Origin of the sequence: Ensifer sp. R-19 (genome assembly GCF_049905105.1) — a bacterium.
Classification (GTDB): Bacteria; Pseudomonadota; Alphaproteobacteria; order Rhizobiales; family Rhizobiaceae; genus Ensifer.
Genome location: NZ_CP184569.1, coordinates 1,363,252 through 1,378,828, shown reverse-complemented (window position 1 = coordinate 1,378,828; position 15,577 = coordinate 1,363,252). Strand labels below are relative to the sequence as shown.

The 15,577-nt window shown below is 62.0% G+C and carries 15 protein-coding genes; 1 reads left to right on the top strand and 14 read right to left on the bottom strand.

Features of this window, described 5'->3' with window-relative positions; genetic code table 11:
* Position 1: 1 nt before the first annotated feature.
* Both secDF and yajC read right to left on the bottom strand, forming a co-directional pair.
* Positions 2-2,572, bottom strand: coding sequence for a protein translocase subunit SecDF (gene secDF / locus ACN9MO_RS06755; RefSeq protein ID WP_113131805.1), 2,571 nt, complete (start codon positions 2,570-2,572; stop codon positions 2-4).
* Between the two features lie 47 nt (positions 2,573-2,619).
* The gene (gene yajC / locus ACN9MO_RS06750) at positions 2,620-2,955 is read right to left on the bottom strand and encodes a preprotein translocase subunit YajC (RefSeq protein WP_057255835.1); all 336 of its coding nucleotides are present in this window, start codon (positions 2,953-2,955) and stop codon (positions 2,620-2,622) included.
* A 302-nt stretch (positions 2,956-3,257) separates the two neighbouring features.
* Between yajC and ACN9MO_RS06745 the strand changes: the two genes are divergently transcribed.
* Complete coding sequence (locus ACN9MO_RS06745) at positions 3,258-4,127, top strand: ATP-binding protein (RefSeq protein ID WP_065376916.1); 870 nt, start codon at positions 3,258-3,260, stop codon at positions 4,125-4,127.
* 227 nt (positions 4,128-4,354) lie between these two features.
* Here ACN9MO_RS06745 and ACN9MO_RS06740 read toward each other — a convergent pair whose 3' ends face one another.
* The 12 genes from ACN9MO_RS06740 to nagZ form a co-directional block, all read right to left on the bottom strand.
* Complete coding sequence (locus tag ACN9MO_RS06740; RefSeq protein WP_058320622.1) at positions 4,355-5,908, bottom strand: peptidoglycan DD-metalloendopeptidase family protein; 1,554 nt, start codon at positions 5,906-5,908, stop codon at positions 4,355-4,357.
* A 219-nt stretch (positions 5,909-6,127) separates the two neighbouring features.
* Complete coding sequence (locus ACN9MO_RS06735; protein WP_057255829.1) at positions 6,128-6,772, bottom strand: hypothetical protein; 645 nt, start codon at positions 6,770-6,772, stop codon at positions 6,128-6,130.
* Between the two features lie 181 nt (positions 6,773-6,953).
* Positions 6,954-7,568: a protein-L-isoaspartate(D-aspartate) O-methyltransferase gene (locus ACN9MO_RS06730; protein ID WP_425987116.1), complete on the bottom strand. Its 615-nt coding sequence runs from the start codon at positions 7,566-7,568 to the stop codon at positions 6,954-6,956.
* A 39-nt stretch (positions 7,569-7,607) separates the two neighbouring features.
* The gene (gene surE, locus ACN9MO_RS06725; RefSeq protein ID WP_057255825.1) at positions 7,608-8,375 is read right to left on the bottom strand and encodes a 5'/3'-nucleotidase SurE; all 768 of its coding nucleotides are present in this window, start codon (positions 8,373-8,375) and stop codon (positions 7,608-7,610) included.
* A gap of 27 nt (positions 8,376-8,402) precedes the next feature.
* Complete coding sequence (gene serS / locus ACN9MO_RS06720; protein ID WP_093232422.1) at positions 8,403-9,686, bottom strand: serine--tRNA ligase; 1,284 nt, start codon at positions 9,684-9,686, stop codon at positions 8,403-8,405.
* Between the two features lie 46 nt (positions 9,687-9,732).
* Entirely contained in the window at positions 9,733-10,575 is an 843-nt protein-coding gene (gene tatC / locus ACN9MO_RS06715) for a twin-arginine translocase subunit TatC (RefSeq protein ID WP_057255820.1), read from the bottom strand.
* Complete coding sequence (gene tatB, locus ACN9MO_RS06710) at positions 10,572-11,249, bottom strand: Sec-independent protein translocase protein TatB (protein ID WP_057255818.1); 678 nt, start codon at positions 11,247-11,249, stop codon at positions 10,572-10,574. Before tatB ends, tatC begins: the two co-directional genes overlap by 4 nt.
* Positions 11,250-11,323: 74 nt before the next feature.
* Positions 11,324-11,530, bottom strand: a complete 207-nt coding sequence (locus ACN9MO_RS06705; RefSeq protein ID WP_057255816.1) for a twin-arginine translocase TatA/TatE family subunit — start codon at positions 11,528-11,530, stop codon at positions 11,324-11,326.
* Positions 11,531-11,623: 93 nt separating this feature from the next.
* The gene (locus ACN9MO_RS06700) at positions 11,624-12,736 is read right to left on the bottom strand and encodes an ABC transporter ATP-binding protein (protein ID WP_112995896.1); all 1,113 of its coding nucleotides are present in this window, start codon (positions 12,734-12,736) and stop codon (positions 11,624-11,626) included.
* 76 nt (positions 12,737-12,812) lie between these two features.
* Positions 12,813-13,544, bottom strand: a complete 732-nt coding sequence (gene scpB, locus ACN9MO_RS06695; RefSeq protein ID WP_057255812.1) for an SMC-Scp complex subunit ScpB — start codon at positions 13,542-13,544, stop codon at positions 12,813-12,815.
* On the bottom strand, positions 13,537-14,355 hold the full coding sequence (locus tag ACN9MO_RS06690; protein WP_112995935.1) for a segregation and condensation protein A: 819 nt from the start codon (positions 14,353-14,355) through the stop codon (positions 13,537-13,539). The genes scpB and ACN9MO_RS06690 overlap by 8 nt, the downstream gene beginning before the upstream one ends.
* Before the next feature lie 84 nt (positions 14,356-14,439).
* Positions 14,440-15,456, bottom strand: a complete 1,017-nt coding sequence (nagZ, locus tag ACN9MO_RS06685) for a beta-N-acetylhexosaminidase (protein WP_112995897.1) — start codon at positions 15,454-15,456, stop codon at positions 14,440-14,442.
* Between the last annotated feature and the right edge of the window lie 121 nt (positions 15,457-15,577).

The window sequence follows — 15,577 nt, the reverse complement described above, 5'->3', positions numbered from 1 at the left end:
TTCAAACTGTACCCTTTGCCGCGCCGGCAGCACCCGTATCCGCGCCGGACGCGTTTTCGTCCCCCGGAATGTGGTCGGTCCGCTTCCCGAAGAGGATGAGGATCGGGCCGGCGATATAGATAGAGGAGATCGTCCCGGCGACGACACCAAACAGCATGGTGATGCTGAATGAGCGAATGAGGCCGCCGCCGAAGAGATAGAGCGCGGCGAGCGCCAGAATGGTCGTCAGCGCCGTCAGGATCGTGCGCGAGAGTGTCTGGTTGATCGACGTATCGATCAGCACCGAAAGCGGCATGCGGCGATAGCGGCCGAGATTCTCGCGAATGCGATCGTAGATCACAACTGTATCGTTCAACGAGTAGCCGACGATGGTGAGAACGGCGGCGATACTGCCGAGATTGAACTCGATGCCCGTCAGCACCAAGAACCCAATCGTCAGCAGCACGTCGTGCACGGTTGCGATAATCGCACCGACGGCAAAGCGCCACTCGAAACGCAGCCAGACATAGAGCAGGATCGCCACGAAGGAGATTGCGAGCCCAAGCGTTCCCGCGCGCGTCAGCTCGCTCGAAACAACCGGGCCAACCACTTCGACGCGGCGGAAGTCGTATTCGTCGGCCAGCTCCGTCCTGATGACGCTGGCTGCGGTCTGCTCGGCATTGTCGCCCGCTTCTTGAGACGGAACCCGCACCAGCACATCCTCGCCCGAGCCCAGTTGCTGGACCTGGACCTCGCCAAAGTTCAGCTCGTCGAGGCGGGTGCGGAGGTCGGCAACGTCGACGGGACCGCCCTTGGAGTGCAGCTCGATGATCGAGCCGCCCTTGAAGTCCACACCCAGATTGAGCCCGATACCCGCAAGCAGGAGCACCGAGGCCGCCGACAAGGCGGCCATCAGGATGAACACCGGATTACGGATCCGCATAAAACGGATGTCCAGATCGCTGAAGCGCCCGGTTCGAATGCCCTTCGGCAGGCGTTCCGACTTCCACTGCCGGAGCCAACGCTTCACGATCAGACGGGTCACCGTATAGGCGGTGAAAAGCGTCGTGACGCTGCCGATCGCGAGAGTGACGGCGAAACCGCGCACTGGCCCGGAACCGAGGTAGAACAGGATGGCGCTGGCGATCAGCATCGTCAGGTTGGCGTCGAAAATGCTGCTGAAGACGCGAGAGAAGGCGTTGTTGATCGTGCGGAGCAACGGCTCGCCACCACGAACCTCCTCGCGAAGGCGCTCGTAGATCAGCACGTTCGAATCGACCGCGACGCCGATCGTCAGGATGATGCCGGCAATCCCCGGCAGGGTCAGCGTCGCCCCCGACACGGAAAGCGCCGCAAGGATCAAGACGATATTCAAGGCGAGCGCGATGACGGCAAAGACACCGAAAACGCCGTAAAAGAAGATCATCGAGGCGGCGACGGCGATCGCCGCGACAAAGCCGGCCTTGAGGCCATAGGCAATCGCGTCGTCACCGACACCAGGGCCGACCGTCCGCTCCTCGACGAAAGTCAGCGGTGTCGGGAGCGGTCCGGTCCTGATGAGGGCGGCAAGATCCGCAGCAGAGTCGGCCGGAAGCTCGGCGGAGATACGCGCCGTGTCGCCTTTGACGGCATCCGAAAGCTTGGGCGTTGCGGCAACCTGGCCATCAAGAACGATCGCAATCTTCGCCTCGGGCTGCTGCTCCGTGACCGCGGCAACCCGCTGCTGCGCGGCCGCCTCGAGCTTGACCGCGACCGACGCCGTATCGGCGCCGGCATCTGCTTCCGGCTGCGCGGCGACAAAACTGGCCGCCGCCAGCAATGGTTCCTTCTGGACTAGATAGGGAACCGGCGGATCGTCATAGGAATAGAGGACTTCTGCGCCCGCTGGCACCTGGCCATCGACGGCTCGCTCAACCGGCACGGACGTATCCAGCAATCTGAAAGTCAGATGTGCGCTTTGGCTGAGCAGATCTTTCAGTCGTTGCGGGTCGTCGAGCCCCGGCACCTGGACGATGAGCCGATCTTCGCCACGGCGCTGGATCAGCGGCTCCAGAACGCCAACTTCAGCGACGCGGCGACGCACCACATCGATCGATTGTGCAAGGGCCAGTGACAGCCGGTAGTCGATGCCTTCGTCGGTCAGGCGCAGACGGACGAGTTCATCCTCGTCGGCGCTGTCAAACACAACTTCGGAAATCGACCCGGAGCCAAATCCGCCGGCATCGACCGGCGCCGTCAGTGTCTTCAGCTTATCGCGAGCGGCGGGGAGTTGCGCACGGTCCCGAACCCGGAACGAAATCGACTGACCTTCGCCCGATAGGCCGATATAGGCGATATCGGCATCGCGCAGGGACTTGCCGACTTCGCTGGCGACCGCTTCGAGCCTCTCGGCGACGATGTCGCTGCGCGCGGCCCGCAGCATGAAGTGCGAGCCTCCCTGGAGATCAAGGCCGAGCGCCACCTGGCGATGCGGCATCCAGGACGGTAATCCGGCTGCCTCTTCACGGCTCAGAACATTCGGCAACGCGAAGGCGATGCCGGCGAGAGCCACCAACCAGACGAGGATACGTTTCAACGGCGGAAATCTGCGCATGCCTCAAACGCTCCAGTTGTTCGTCGGATGGTGGCTGTCCGTGTCCCTTATTCTTTCACAGGTTCGCCTTTGACGCGAACTTCAGATACGCCGCTGCGAACGACGCGGATCTTCACGCCTTCGGCAATTTCGACTTCGAGTTCGTTGTCATCGACGACCTTCGTAACCTTGCCGACGATGCCGCCGCCGGTCACCACCTGATCACCGCGACGGATGTTCTTCAACAGCTCCTCGCGGCGCTTCATCTGGGCGCGCTGCGGACGGATGATCAGGAAATACATGACAACAAAGATCAGCAGGAACGGCAGGATGGACATGAGAATGTCCGCGCCGCCGGTGGAAGGGGCACCGGCTGTCTGCGCAAAAGCTTCGGTAATGAACATCGATCACTCCTTGAGTTCAAATATCGGCGGTTCCTCCGCACCAAATCGGCCGGAATATAGGGGCGCGCGGCCGCTCTGCAAAGCGGCGGCACCCTTACCCGTTCCTGTGCCTCTGACACAATTTGCACAAGAGGAGAACCCCCCGCACGGGGCTCTGCGGCCTTTTCCAGCGCAAACCCGCGTGCTACCGGGTGTCTGTTAACGGTAGCGTCGCAATTGCGGGGCAATCGCGTGCCGTTTCAGGCGTCCCGTTTTCATTGCAGCGCGACCAAATGATTGATTCAGTTGTTGGAGATAGACATATGCCGGAAGCAAAGATCGACGTTCTCATCAGGGAAATGCAGAAGCTTTCCGCGGCGATCGAGCGCATGGCCGGTCCAGCCGCAGCAAGCAATGAATGGGACGGCGCCGAATGCTTCGTCTGGGCTCCGGCCACACATCACCTGCAACCGGTCGCCAAGCCCAACCGTATCGAGTTGTCGCTGATATCAGGTGTCGATCACGTCCGTGACATCCTGCTCGACAACACGCTGCGCTTCGCCGAAGGTTTTCCTGCCAACAACGTTCTCCTGTGGGGCGCCCGTGGCATGGGCAAATCTTCGCTGGTGAAATCCGTGCATGCGCAGGTCGCCCGCGATACCGGCGTCGCGGTCAAGCTCGTCGAGGTGCATCGGGAGGACATCGCCACCCTGCCCGCGCTGATGGACATCCTCAAGACCGCACCGGTGCCCGTGATCGTCTTCTGCGACGACCTGTCCTTCGATCATGACGACACGTCCTACAAATCGCTGAAGGCCGTACTCGACGGTGGTGTCGAAGGACGCCCGTCGAACGTGCTGCTCTACGCGACATCGAACCGGCGCCATCTGCTGCCGCGCCACATGATGGAAAACGAGCAGTCGACCGCCATCAATCCTTCCGAAGCGGTCGAGGAAAAGGTGTCGCTGTCCGATCGCTTCGGGCTGTGGCTTGGCTTCCACAAGTGCAGCCAGGAAGACTACCTTGCCATGGTCGATGGCTATGCAAAGCACTATGGCTTCGCCGTCGAGGCCGAGACCCTGCATGCGGAAGCGCTCGAATGGGCGACGACCCGCGGCGCAAGGTCCGGCCGCGTCGCCTGGCAATTCATTCAGGATCTTGCCGGACGCATGCGCCATCGACTGGACGCATAGGCCTTAGCGATCGGATCGCTGGCCAAATCTGCTCGACCATAGACAAAAAACACCGCCCGCCGAAATCCGGCGGGCGGTTTCTGATTCTTACGCTTCCTACAGCGCCGCGCGTCTTATCAGACGCGCAAAGGTCGCTGTAGCACTTTGATTTTCTGCATGTCTTTGTCCTTAGATCGAGGTCGATTTAAGGAGACATGCAGTAGATCCAGTCGGACCCGGAGGCCGGACTATTCGAGGAAGGTCGAAGGGTTGACCGCGGTCGCATTCTTGCGCACCTCGAAGTGTACCTGCGGCTGGCTGGCGCGACCGGTCATGCCGGAAGCCGCGAGCGTCTGGCCGCGCTGTACCTTCTGGCCGCGCTGAACCTTGAGCTCGGAAGCGTTGCCGTAGACCGTGACCGTGCCGTCGTCATGGCGGACCAGGACAGCGTTGCCGAGTTCCTTCAGGCTGCTGCCCGAGTAGATGACGACGCCGTTCTCCGCCGCCTTGATCGGCGTGCCCTCAGGCACCGAGATGTTGATGCCGTCGTTGCGGTTGCCGTCGACGTTGGCGCCGTAGCCGGCGACCACTGCGCCGCGAACAGGCCAGCGATATTTGCTGATCCCGGTCGACTTCGGCGAGTCCTCATCGACATCCGCCTTGAGCGCAGCAACGTCCGTAACGCTCTGCTTGGCGGCCGGCGGCTGGTATTCTGCCGGCTTACCTTTTTCGAGTGAGGCAACCTGCGGCTGCTCAGTCTTCTTGCTCGGAACCGATGCGGTTTTGACCTGGTCCGGCGCGGCACCCGCCGCGCCCGGCAACTGCAGCGTCTGGCCGACGCGGATCGATTCTGCGCTCAGACCGTTCGCCTGCTTGAGGGCTGCGACAGACACGCCCGTCGTCTTGGCAATGCGATTGAGCGAGTCGCCGGGCTTCACGGTGTAGGTGCCGCCGCCACTGCCTTCGCCGTTCGTTGCCGGCTTGCCCGCAACGACATCCGTCTTGCCAGCGTTCTTGTCGCGAGACTGGGCGGAGCCCGGCAGGATTGCAACGTCGCGCTGATCGTTGGGCAAGGGCGAAGGCTGGCGCTTGCTACCATCGAGACCAGCGATCGAGTTGGTCGCAGCCCCCTTCGCAGGGCTACCGACGGAACCAAAGGTCGGGATGACCAGGCGCTGGCCGGTTTCGACCTGAGCAGCCGATTGCAGACCGTTGGCCTTCAGAATTTCCTTCTCGGGAACGCCGAAGCGCTTGGAGAGAACTGCGACGTTGTCGCCGGGCCGAACCATGATCGTCGGCGCATTCTGCGTCGTCCAGCCGCTCTTGCTTGCGGTTTCGTTGACGGCCGCCGGGAGCGTCTGCTGCGTCGCGATTGCCGCCTGCTGACGAGCAGCGGGGAACGGCTGCGCTTCCGGACGCTGACGCGTCGTCGCGCTCGGATCGGCCAGGGTCGTGCGCTGGACGGAGATCGGCGTTGACGCACCACGGGCAGCCGACACCGGAGTGGAAGCGGTATTCACTGGATCATAGCCACCCTGCGCGCTTGCAGTCGGATAGGGTTGGCCGAGAGCACCGTTATCCGCCGGAGAAGCTGCCGCCATCTGGCCGACTGCCACGTCGCCACGCGGAACCGGCGTCGCATCGCGCGGAATTGAATTTGTGGTGATGTTGTCCGACCGGGAGAACAGGCCATCAAATCGGCTGGCATCCGAACTGCAGCCCGTTGCGGCGCCTGCTAGCAGGACCGCCACGCAAAGGCGGATCGTGGACTTTCCAACCCCGGGAGATACAAACTGACGCATGACGCTTACCCACTCCGAACGCAACTCGATGTGGGATGATTAAAGCGTATTAGAGTTACCGCCCGGTTAAGGTCAGCACCACCAAAGGACTAATTTGACGAAACGCTAACCATAGGCCCGGCCGGCCATCTGAGAATGCCGATCGGCCTGGCCGCACGCCGCGAGCGTCCCGCCACGCTTCGCGGGCGCAGAAGCCCCGCGTGCGGCAATCGCGAGAACCTAGCTCAGTTCGGAATAGAGACGCTCGATTTCCGAAACGGAACGCCGCTCCGTTGGTTCATCTTCATAGCTGATGCTTGTCAGATCCCAGGCGAAAATCGGACGCCCCTCGGGACGGACCGGGGTTTCGGACTGAGCGGTCTTGTCTTCTTCAAGCAGGACACTCACCAGCGTCTGGAACGTGGTGTCGCCGTCCGCACCGCTCGCCCGTTCATATTCAAGCGACCGCAGACCGGCCACGGCGGCCTCACGCGTCCCAAAATAGCGCAGGCTGTCCTGATCTTCGGGACGAAGGCTGTCGTAGTAGTCGATGAAGTTCTTGTAGTAGCCCTCATGATCCCCGGCATCGAGAAATTTGCCGAAGGCCTGGTATTCGCGCAACGCCAGCTGCGGAGACAGGCGGTTGTTCCACTCGTCGCGGCTGAGCGCCGGCTGTCCGTCCGATGCCTTCTTCGTCTGGCTGAGATAGAGCAGAGCATCGGCGGAAAGCGAGATGCGCGGAGTGGGGTCGAAGAGACTCGCCGCGAGCGCCTGTGCGGACTGTTCGTCCTTGCCGGCGGAATTCGCCTGGCCGGCGTTGCGCCCTGCAAGATTATTCAGCCCGTCGCCCGATGCTGCGGCCGTCAGCCTGTTCGCGATCTGCATTTGCCGTCTCCGTCAATCTCACGATCCGGCAGCAACATCCCAGTCGTGCAAGAGCGACGACTCGCGGGCGGAACCTATCGTGCAGTGGAGGGGTATGGCGCGAAGCTTGCGCGAGGCTGGACGCGGTTAAGAATTCCTTAACGCACCAAAGTGCCGGCGGAGATGTTCGGCAGCGGCCGTATCACAGGAACGACGCGAGCTGCGGCACGATCGGAAGGTAGGGCGCATCGAACAGATCCTCGCGATCGAAGCGGCTTCCCGTTCGGTTGACCCGAACGACCCGGCAATGAGTCTCACTCATCATGATCGGCACCACCAAGGTTCCGCCTGAGACGAGATGATCGGAAAACATGCGCGGCAGGCTATTGAAGGCAGCGGTGATCAGGATGCGGTCGAACGTGCCCTCGCCCGGCACCCCGGCGCTGCCATCCGCATGGCGAACGATGACGTTGCGAACGCCTGATTTCTCAAGGTTTTTCTGCGCCGTACCGACGAGTGTCTGATAGCGGTCGATCGTCAGGACGCGTTCAGCCACCCGCCCCATCACAGCCGCGGTAAAGCCGCTGCCGGTACCGACCTCGAGGATGCGCTGTCCTGTCTTCAGGTTCAGACAATGCAGCAACCGCACCGCGAAATCATAGCCTTCCATGAACGAGCCGCACTCGAGCGGAATCGTGCGCTGCGAGTAAGCCTCGGCCTGATATTGCGGCGGCGCGAACTGGCCGCGCGAGGTCTGCTCGACCGCCTTGAGAAGGTCATGATTGATGATGCCGGCGGCGCGCAGCCGCAGCACCATCTTGGCAAAGCCTTCCTGTTCCGAAACGCGCACGCTCAATCAATGAGCCCCTTCGTTCAAAGCCCGCATCAGACGGTCCTGGACGCTATAGTCCGTCAGGTCGAGCTTGAGCGGCGTCACCGAGATGTGATTCTCGCGCAGAGCGTGAATGTCGGTTCCGGCGCGAAAATCGCCGAACCGCTCGCCGAAGCGCAGCCAGAAGTAGGGAAAACCACGGCCGTCCGTCCGCTCATCGATCGACAGGCCAAAGTCGAGCTTGCCTTGCGACGTTACCTCGATCCCGGCAACGGTGTCAGCCGAGCAGTTCGGGAAATTGACGTTGAGGAACGTGCCATCGGGCAGGTCCACGGCCATCATTTTGCGGATCAGGCCCGGCGCGTGTGTCTCCACCACATCCCAAGGCACAGCCTTGCCGACGGCGTGGTGATAGGCCTGGCTGAGCGCGATCGCGCGAATACCCTGCAACGTGCCCTCGATAGCGCCCGCAACCGTGCCGGAATAGGTCACGTCATCGGCCATGTTGGCACCGATGTTGACGCCGGAGAGCACGAGATCAGGCTTGCGATCCAGCACCTTGCGAACCGCCATGATGACGCAATCCGTCGGCGTGCCCCGGAGGGCAAAGCGCTTCTCGGCGATCTGCCGGAGCCGCAGCGGCTCCGACAGGGTCAGCGAATGCGCCAAACCGCTCTGGTCCGCTTCGGGTGCCACGACCCAGACATCGTCCGAGATCGTCCTGGCGACCCTTTCGAGCACAGCGAGACCTTCAGCATGAATGCCGTCATCGTTTGTCAGCAGGATCCGCATGGTTGCCGTCCTTCCCTTGACGTCCGCTCAGACGGCCTTCTCGATGCGCGTCTGGCCGCCCATATAGGGCACCAGCACATCCGGCACCGATACCGAACCGTCTTCGTTCAGATAGTTTTCGATGACGGCGATCAGCGCGCGCCCGACGGCGACACCGGATCCGTTCAACGAATGAACGAAGCGCGTGCCCTTGTCTTCCTTGGTGCGGTAGCGGGCATTCATCCGGCGGGCCTGGAAATCGCCGCAGACCGAGCAGGACGAAATCTCGCGGTAGGTATCCTGTCCCGGCAGCCAGACCTCCAGATCATAGGTCTTGCGTGCACCGAAGCCCATGTCGCCGGTGCAGAGCGTCATCACACGGTAGTGCAGACCCAAGCGCTTCAGCACCTCTTCCGCACACGCCGTCATGCGCTCGTGCTCATCCACCGAAGTTTCGGCATCGGTGATCGAAACCAATTCGACCTTGTTGAACTGGTGCTGGCGCAGCATGCCGCGGGTGTCGCGACCGGCCGAACCCGCCTCCGAGCGGAAGGACGGCGTCAGCGCGGTGAAGCGCAGCGGCAGCTTTTCGCCTTCGAGGATCTGCTCGCGAACGATGTTGGTGAGCGGCACTTCTGCAGTCGGGATCAGCCAGCGACCGTCCGTCGTGCGGAACAGGTCTTCGGCAAATTTCGGCAGCTGTCCCGTACCGTACATCGCATCGTCGCGCACGAGGAGCGGCGGCTGCACTTCGGTGTAGCCGTGTTCCTGGGTGTGCAGGTCGAGCATGAACTGGCCGAGCGCACGCTCGAACCGGGCCAGCTGGCCTTTCAGGATCGTGAAGCGCGAGCCGGAAATGCGGGCAGCCCCTTCGAAATCCATGAGGCCGAGCGCCTCGCCGATCTCGAAATGCTCGCGCGGCTGGTGATTCCAGGTGGGCTTGTTGCCGACCACGCGCTTGACGACGTTGCCGGTCTCATCTTCGCCGACCGGAACGTCCTCGAGCGGGATGTTCGGAATGCGGGAGAGCGCGTCGTTGAGCTCTGTTTCCACCTTGCGGCTGTCTTCCTCAAGCGCCGGCATGGCGTTCTTGAGTTCGGCCACCTCGGCCTTCAGTTTTTCGGCAAGCTCGGCGTTCTTCTGCGCCATAGCGGCGCCGATGTCCTTGGACGCAGCGTTGCGGCGCGACTGCATGTCCTGCAGCGACTGAAGGATCGTGCGGCGGCGTTCGTCGAGGGCGATCAGCGACGCCGACAAAGGCTCCGCGCCCCGCTTCGCCAGGGCGGCGTCCAGCATCTCGGCATTTTCACGGATCCATTTAATATCAAGCATTGTCGTTCCACGCGTTGGTCAACTCACGGCGCGAAATCTCGAATGCTCAGCCCTTGGCGGGGCCGACCTCTCCGGAAGATCCTTCCTGCGACTCGGCAACTTCGCTCTTGAGCGCGTCCGCTGCCCGCTGTCTTTCGATGAGTCGCGCCGTATAGATCGAAATTTCGTAGAGAAGGATGGCTGGCAGTGCAAGGCCGATCTGGGAAACGGGATCGGGCGGCGTCAAGATGGCTGCGACGAAGAACGCAATGACGATCGCGTACTTTCGCTTATCCTTGAGGCCCTGGGAAGTGACGAGCCCGACGCGCGCAAGCAACGTCGTCACCACCGGCAACTGGAAGACGAGGCCGAAAGCGAAGACCAGCGACATGATCAGACTCAGGTATTCCGATACCTTTGGCAGGAGCTGGATTGCCACCTGCCCTTCGCCGCCGCCCTGCTCCATGGCCAGAAAAAACCACATAACCATGGGCGTGAAGAAGAAATAGACCAGGGCGCCCCCCATGAGGAACAGTATCGGCGACGCGACCAGGAATGGCAGGAAGGCAGCGCGTTCGTTCTTGTAGAGGCCTGGGGCGACAAACTTGTAGATCTGCGCGGCGATCACGGGAAAGGCGATGACCATAGCGCCGAACATCGCCACCTTGATCTGGGTAAAGAAGAATTCCTGCGGGGCCGTATAAATCAGCTCGACATTGCGATGGTTCAGGCCGGCCCAGCCCACTGCCCATTTGAACGGCAGCACCAAAAGGTTGAAGAGGCCCTTGGCAAAGTAGAAGCAGACGAGGAACGCCATGAAGAACGCGCCGACGGCCCACATCAGGCGTCTGCGCAATTCGATCAGATGCTCGATCAGCGGCTGCGGCCGGTCCTCGATATCGCCGCTCATGCTTCACCTTTCTTGCGCGTGCTGGCGCGCGGCTTGGACGTCTTGGTAGCCGGCTCGGCTGGAGCGGGCTTCGACGACTTCTTCTCGGCCACCGCCTTTGCGGGTGCCTTTGCCGGAGTTTTGGGCGCAGCCGCCTTTGGCGTTGCAGATTTCTTTGCCACCGGTGCCGGATCGGCCTTCGCCTTTGGCATCCGCTTGGGCTTTTCAGCCGGGACGGCAACCTCGGCGCGCTCGAGCTGACGAGTGGCAGAGCCTACGGCCGCAGCGGCGACCGCATCTGCGGGCTTCGCTTCCGCGACAGCTACCGGAGCGGCCATGACCGGCTCCGCAGTCGCGGGCTCGGTGGTACCCGTCGTGGCGGGCTTGTCAGGCGTCGCAGCCTTCTGCAGGTCCGATTTGATATCGTTGCCGATCTGGCGAAGCGGATTCATCGCATCCCTGAGCGCATTGGCCGGGTTGAGACTTTGCGCATCGCTGATCGTTTTTCGGACGTCGTCCAGATCCGCTTCGCGCAACGCTTCATCGAACTGCTGACGGAACTCGGAGGCCATGCCACGCAATTTCGTGGTCATGCGCCCGAATGCCCGCAGCATCGGCGGCAGATCCTTCGGCCCGACAACGACAATGAGAACGATTGCAATGACGACAAGCTCGGTCCAGCCGATATCAAGCATTTGATATGTCCTGCAAATCCATGACCCAGCCCGCCTGGCATCAATGCCAGCCGGGCCCTACGGACGCTTGATCGTTAGCGAACTTCGTCTGACTTGTGGTCGACCGTCTTGTTGTCGATCGTCTTGTCAGCCGAACCGGCGTCGTCCTCGCTCATGCCCTTCTTGAAGTTCTTGATGCCTTTGGCAACGTCGCCCATCAATTCCGGAATCTTGCCACGGCCGAACAATAGCAGGACCACCGCCAAAAAGATTAGCCAGTGCCAGATGCTTAAGGACCCCATGCTCTTACTCCCTTGAGGCTCTCATCAAAATTAAGAGCCTGCCACATGTCAAATTTCAGGCGTGCCACGGACAATCGCGCCTTGCGATCGACCCTAAGACGTTGATGCGTCTTTTTCAAACAGCAATATATCCCGCTCGTTAACCGAAAGCATTACGTCACGCAATCCTTGCGGCAATTGGTCCGCGCGGATACGGGCGCGCACAATGTCCTCGCAGCCCGGCACGGCCAGTTCCAACAACTCCACCACACCGATGAACCGGCGGGAAACGATGCGCGCAGGCGTGTCGCCATTCTCCTCGCCGACGCGCACCCCGGAAAGCCGCACCGCGACCGAAACGCGCTCCCCTTCGCCGTGGCGCCCGGCCGCTACGGTGCCGACCGGCGTATCGACGCGGCCATTGCGAACCTGCGCATTGAACACGTTGATTTCCGAGAAGAAACCGGCCGCAAAGAGGTTTCTCGGATGGCGGTAAAGCTCATCTGCCGTACCAACCTGGACAAGTCGCCCATCTTGCAGCAGCGCAATTCGATCGGCCATGCGCATCGCTTCTTCCGCATCGTGGGTGACGACGATCGCCGTCGCCCGGGTCTCTCTGAGGATAGCGAGCGTATCGGCGCGGATCGAATCCTTCAGACGCGAGTCGAGGCCGGAAAACGGTTCATCCATCAGAAGCACGGCAGGACGCGGCGCAAGCGCGCGCGCAAGCGCCACACGCTGCTGCTCGCCGCCGGAAAGCACGTGCGGGTACTGGTTAGCGTAGTGGGAGAGCCCCACACGCTCGAGTGCCGCGTCCGCCTGGTTCAGGGCTTCCTTCTTTGGCAGCGCCGTCAGGCCAAAGCGGACGTTGTCGCGAATGGACATGTGCGGGAAGAGCGCGAAGTCCTGGAACATCAGCCCGACACCGCGTTTTTCGGGCGGCAGGAAAACCGTGGGGCCGGAAATCTCCTGGCCATTGAGCAGAAGGCGTCCCGTGCTCTGCTTCTCGATCCCTGCGGCGATACGCAGCAAGGTCGTCTTGCCGGACCCAGACGGACCGAGCAGGCAAAGGACCTCGCCGGCCTTGGCCGCCAGGCTGACGCCCTTGATCGTTTCCTTGGCGTGATAGCTGTGATGAATATCTTCGAAGGCCAGGCTCGCCGCGAAGGATACACCCGCCGTCCGTCGCGTTGTCATGACGGGAGCGTCCTGCGGATCTGAAACCATGCTTGCATTCCTTGACACCAGTCGCGCCCGCTGAAACGGCCGGGCGCCAGGGAAAGCCGATATCCCCATTCAGGTTTTAATCAGCTTCTTCGCCCTTCGGTGTCAAGAGCCCCAGTTCTTCAAGGTCCAGCTGGGTGATGGGGTCTTCGTTCTCGGCAAGTTCGTCTTCGCCTACCGGAACGGGAATATTGAGATTGGACGGCACGCGGCCGGAAAGCAGCCCCGCCCCCTTCAGCTCCTCGATACCCGGCAGGTCGCGCAGTTCTTCGAGACCGAAGTGATCGAGAAAATCGCGGGTGGTGCCGAAGGTGACCGGCCGGCCCGGCGTGCGCCGGCGTCCCCTGAAGCGGACCCAGCCCGCTTCCATCAGCACGTCGAGCGTGCCCTTCGACGTCTGAACCCCGCGGATATCCTCGATCTCCGCGCGGGTCACCGGCTGGTGGTAGGCAATGATGGAAAGAACTTCGAGCGCAGCGCGCGAGAGCTTGCGGACCTCCTGTTCGTCGGTCTGCACGACGAAGGAGAGATCGGCTGCCGTGCGGAAAGCCCAATGGTCGGCGACCTGAACCAGGTTGACGCCGCGCGTCGCGTAGAGCGCCTTCAGCCGCATCATGATGCGACCGACATCGGCACCACGCGGCAGGCGACTTTCGATATAGGTCTCCGACACCGGCTGCGCCGAAGCAAACACCAGGGCTTCCGCGATCCGCTCGGCTTCCTGCTCCATCCGAGGATCGAAGGTCGGCGTCGCTCCGATCTCATCGTCCTCGTCGGAAGCTTCGGGCACGTACTTTTGGGCTTCAGCCACGGGCTGCCTCCATTTCGGCAAGCGTCTCCGCATCGATCGGGTTCGGTCCGCGCCGAAGATAGATGGGCGCAAAGGCCTCTTCCTGGCGGATCTCCAGCCGGCCCTCGCGAACCATCTCGAGCGAAGCTGCGAAGGAACTGGCGATCGCCGTTGCCCGCTCCTTCGGCGTCGTCATGTAGCGGATGAGAAAATGATCGAGCGCTGTCCAATCGTCGAGACCGCCGATCATGCGCGCCAGTATCAGGCGCGCGTCGGCAAGCGACCACACATGGCGCTTCTCGATCGTCACCTGCGTGATCGCCTGACGCTGACGCAGGCTCGCATAGGCGCTCAGGAGATCATAGAGCGAGGCATCGAAGCCGGACTTCTTCTCGGTGACGATATGTTCCGGGGCACCGCGAACGAAGACATCCTGGCCGAGCCGGTTTCTATTGATGAGCCTTGTTGCCGCCTCACGCATCGCCTCCAGGCGTTTCAGCCGGAAAGCCAGGGCCGAGGCCATTTCCTCGCCCGTTGGACCGTCGTCCTTCGCCTGTTGTGGGATCAGCAGGCGCGATTTCAGATAGGCAAGCCATGCCGCCATGACGAGATAGTCGGCGGCAAGCTCGATGCGGATGCTGCGCGCCCGCTCGATGAAGGCGATATATTGCTCGGCGAGTGCAAGTACGGAGATGCGCGAAAGATCGACACGCTGGCTGCGGGCAAGATGAAGCAGGAGATCGAGCGGGCCTTCGAAACCGGCAAGATCAACCACCAGCGCTTCTTCATGCAGCCCGCGCTCTGAAGTCTCTTCCTGCCACAGGGGCTCCATCGGCGCCTTCGACGCAGGCTTGCCTTGTCTTTCGCCCGCATTGCTCACTGACAGTCCAATCCTTTCCTGCCGGCCGCGCCTACCTTACACCGTCGCGAACTGGCCGTTAAACTCCGTCCGTAGATCGCTTTCGCTCGCATCGTCAGGCGCCCGGAACGCCGCTTCGACAGCCTTCGCCCGACGCAGGCTCTCGCCGGCGAGAACCGGCACCACGTCGGCGACGGCCTTCATTTCTTCCATTATGCCATGACAATGCAAGACGAGATCAAGCCCCGCGGCGATGATGTTGCGCGCGCGAGCGGTCATATCGCCGGCAAGCGCGTTCATCGAGACGTCGTCCGACATCAAGAGACCGTCGAAACCGATGTGACCGCGAATGATCTCGCGGACGACCTTCGCCGAGGTTGTCGCCGGATTGTCCGGGTCGATCGTCGTGAAGACCATGTGCGCCGACATCGCCATCACCTCGTCCTTCATGGCAACGAAGGGCAGGAAGTCGCTGCCAGCAAGTTCTTCGAAAGTAGCACTGACCACAGGCAGATTGTGGTGCGAGTCGACGAAGGTGCGGCCGTGACCGGGCATGTGCTTCATGACAGGCAGCATGCCGCCGGCCTTCAACCCCTCGCCCATCGCACGGCCGATCGCCGTTACGGTCTCAGGGTCGTGACCATAAGCGCGATTGCCGATGACGTCGTGGCTGCCGGGCACCGGCACATCGAGCACCGGCAGACAATCGACGGTAATGCCGAAGCGCATCAGGTCGAAGGCGTGGAGGCGTCCCATCAGCCAGGCAGCGCGCAGACCGAGCTCCCGGTCGCGTCGGTAGATTTCGCCGATCGCCGCGCCATTCGGGTATTGCTGGACGAGCGGTGGGCGAATGCGCTGCACGCGCCCGCCTTCCTGGTCGATGAGCACAGGTGCGTTCGGATTGCCGATGCTGTCGCGAAGCGACGCCACCAGATCGGCGATCTGCTGCTCCTCGCCGATATTGCGCCCGAACAGGATGAAGCCCCATGGCCGCTCGCCGGCAAAGAACTGGCGTTCGTCTTCGTTAAGAGAAAGGCCCTTGCAGCCCGAGATAAATGCTTTTGATTCGCTCATTGAGAGAGCATAGAGCGGGCGTCGCCCGGCGCGAAGCCACAAAGACGAAGCCCCGTCGTTCATGCACAAGGCCATGGGGCAAACGAAAACCCTGAAATGCGAAGGGCGCGGCCTATGAGCC

What these genes read in the sequence shown, in the direction of transcription:
- nagZ (WP_112995897.1), bottom strand. Translation starts at nt 15,456, where the DNA reads ATGAGCGAATCAAAAGCATTTATCTCGGGCTGCAAGGGCCTTTCTCTT.
- ACN9MO_RS06690 (WP_112995935.1), bottom strand. Translation starts at nt 14,355, where the DNA reads ATGGAGCCCCTGTGGCAGGAAGAGACTTCAGAGCGCGGGCTGCATGAA.
- ACN9MO_RS06705 (WP_057255816.1), bottom strand. Translation starts at nt 11,530, where the DNA reads ATGGGGTCCTTAAGCATCTGGCACTGGCTAATCTTTTTGGCGGTGGTC.
- ACN9MO_RS06700 (WP_112995896.1), bottom strand. Translation starts at nt 12,736, where the DNA reads ATGGTTTCAGATCCGCAGGACGCTCCCGTCATGACAACGCGACGGACG.
- secDF (WP_113131805.1), bottom strand. Translation starts at nt 2,572, where the DNA reads ATGCGCAGATTTCCGCCGTTGAAACGTATCCTCGTCTGGTTGGTGGCT.
- tatC (WP_057255820.1), bottom strand. Translation starts at nt 10,575, where the DNA reads ATGAGCGGCGATATCGAGGACCGGCCGCAGCCGCTGATCGAGCATCTG.
- serS (WP_093232422.1), bottom strand. Translation starts at nt 9,686, where the DNA reads ATGCTTGATATTAAATGGATCCGTGAAAATGCCGAGATGCTGGACGCC.
- ACN9MO_RS06730 (WP_425987116.1), bottom strand. Translation starts at nt 7,568, where the DNA reads ATGGTGCTGCGGCTGCGCGCCGCCGGCATCATCAATCATGACCTTCTC.
- surE (WP_057255825.1), bottom strand. Translation starts at nt 8,375, where the DNA reads ATGCGGATCCTGCTGACAAACGATGACGGCATTCATGCTGAAGGTCTC.
- ACN9MO_RS06745 (WP_065376916.1), top strand. Translation starts at nt 3,258, where the DNA reads ATGCCGGAAGCAAAGATCGACGTTCTCATCAGGGAAATGCAGAAGCTT.
- yajC (WP_057255835.1), bottom strand. Translation starts at nt 2,955, where the DNA reads ATGTTCATTACCGAAGCTTTTGCGCAGACAGCCGGTGCCCCTTCCACC.
- tatB (WP_057255818.1), bottom strand. Translation starts at nt 11,249, where the DNA reads ATGCTTGATATCGGCTGGACCGAGCTTGTCGTCATTGCAATCGTTCTC.
- ACN9MO_RS06735 (WP_057255829.1), bottom strand. Translation starts at nt 6,772, where the DNA reads ATGCAGATCGCGAACAGGCTGACGGCCGCAGCATCGGGCGACGGGCTG.
- ACN9MO_RS06740 (WP_058320622.1), bottom strand. Translation starts at nt 5,908, where the DNA reads ATGCGTCAGTTTGTATCTCCCGGGGTTGGAAAGTCCACGATCCGCCTT.